Source organism: Pseudonocardia pini (genome assembly GCF_013870575.1).
Taxonomy (GTDB): domain Bacteria; phylum Actinomycetota; class Actinomycetes; order Mycobacteriales; family Pseudonocardiaceae; genus Pseudonocardia; species Pseudonocardia pini.
The window spans coordinates 1-1,662 of the sequence record NZ_JACBXB010000998.1 but is presented as its reverse complement, the minus strand read 5'-3'; the positions used below and the strand labels follow the sequence as shown (position 1 = coordinate 1,662).

General features: G+C 74.2%; 3 protein-coding genes. 1 reads left to right on the top strand and 2 read right to left on the bottom strand.

Annotation, left to right across the window (positions count from 1 at the left end; genetic code table 11):
- The coding region (locus tag H5J29_RS31800) for a pyridoxal-phosphate dependent enzyme (RefSeq protein WP_312858499.1) at positions 1-227 on the bottom strand (227 nt) is incomplete at its 3' end.
- A 67-nt stretch (positions 228-294) separates the two neighbouring features.
- Here H5J29_RS31800 and H5J29_RS31795 point away from each other — a divergent pair.
- Positions 295-531 (top strand): hypothetical protein, encoded by a 237-nt coding sequence (locus H5J29_RS31795; protein ID WP_181784620.1) that lies wholly within the window; start codon positions 295-297, stop codon positions 529-531.
- Here the strand turns inward: H5J29_RS31795 and H5J29_RS31790 are convergent.
- Positions 532-1,662, bottom strand: a 1,131-nt coding sequence (locus H5J29_RS31790) for a cystathionine gamma-synthase (RefSeq protein ID WP_181784619.1), incomplete at its 5' end; no start/stop codon positions are given.

Sequence of the window (1,662 nt, the reverse complement as noted above, 5' to 3'; positions counted from 1 at the left end):
GCGGACAGCCGGGAGAGCCGCGTGTACGCGCCGCGGATCTTGAACGACCCGGTGCGCTGGAGGTTCTCGCACTTGAACCAGACCGGCCCGCCGACCGCCTCGCTCAGTGCCCGGGACCGCGCCACGGGCGTCGTGCGGGTCACCCCGGCCAGGAGCGTGGCCGCGGCCCGGATCTCGGCGATCCCGACCGGAGGGGTCGTCCGCAGGGTGGTGGGGTCTCCAGTCACGGCCGCATCGTGCCACCGCGGCGGGTAACCTCGCTGGGGACGGGGTCGGCAGGGGGATGGAGCACGCATGGGGGTTCGGAGCGGCGGCGTGCGCGCGATCGTCCCGCTGGCCGTGGCCGCGGTGTTCGGCACCCTGGCCGTCGTCACGGTCGAGCAGGCGGGCTGCACCGACCCTGGCCGCTACCAGCCGGTCGCGGGCGGGTACGAGCTCGTCGGCGGCTGCTTCGACCCGGAGGACCTGGTCGTGCCCACCACCCCGGACCTCGACCCGGCCCCCGCGAGCCCGGTACCGCCGCGGTCCTGACTACCGCACCGCGTCGAGGGCGTGGGTCAGGTCCTCGACCAGGTCCTCGACGTCCTCGATCCCCACCGACAGGCGCACCAGCGAGTCCGGCACCTCCAGCACCGAGCCCGCCACGGAGGCGTGGGTCATCTCGCCCGGGTGCTCGATCAGGGACTCCACCCCGCCGAGGGACTCCGCGAGGGTGAACAGCTCGGTGCCCGCGCAGACCTTCAGCGCGGCCTCCTTGCCGCCCGCGACCAGGAAGGACACCATCCCGCCGAACCGGCGCATCTGCTTCGCCGCGACCTCGTGGCCGGGGTGCTCCGGCAGGCCCGGGTAGAGCACCGCCGCCACGGCGGGGTGCGCGGCGAGGGCCTCGGCCACCCGCTCGGCGTTGTCGCTGTGGCGCTCCATCCGCACCGCGAGCGTCTTGGCACCGCGCAGGGTCAGCCAGGCGTCGAAGGGGCCGGGGACCGAGCCCACGGAGTTCTGGGTGAACCTGACCTGCTCGGCGAGCTCGTCGTCGTCCAGGACGAGCGCCCCGCCGACGACGTCCGAGTGTCCGCCCACGTACTTCGTCGTCGAGTGGAGCACCACGTCCGCGCCCAGCGCGAGCGGCTGCTGCAGGTAGGGCGAGGCGAACGTGTTGTCCACGACCAGCCGTGCGCCCGCGGCCCTCGTGACCTCCGCGAGCGCGGCGATGTCCGCGACGCCCAGCAGCGGGTTCGTGGGGGTCTCGCACCACACGACCTTGGTCTCCGGACGGATCGCCGCCCGCAGCGCCTCGACGTCGGCGAGGTCGACCGTGGAGTACTCGACCCCCCACTGCGACAGCACCTTGTCGACGAGCCGGAACGTGCCGCCGTAGGCGTCGTGCGGGATGACGAGGTGGTCGCCCGGGCGGACCAGCACCCGCAGCAGGACGTCCGAGGCCCCCATGCCGGACCCGAAGGCGAACCCGTGCCGCCCGCCCTCCAGCGCCGCCAGACACTCCTGGAGCGCCGTACGGGTGGGGTTCGCCGAGCGGGAGTACTCGTACCCGCCGCGCAGCCCGCCGACGCCGTCCTGGGCGAAGGTCGAGCTGGCGTGGATCGGGACGATCACCGCGCCCGTGGTGGGGTCGGGGTCTTGCCCGGCGTGGATGGCCCGGGT

What these genes read in the sequence shown, in the direction of transcription:
- H5J29_RS31795 (WP_181784620.1), top strand. Translation starts at nt 295, where the DNA reads ATGGGGGTTCGGAGCGGCGGCGTGCGCGCGATCGTCCCGCTGGCCGTG.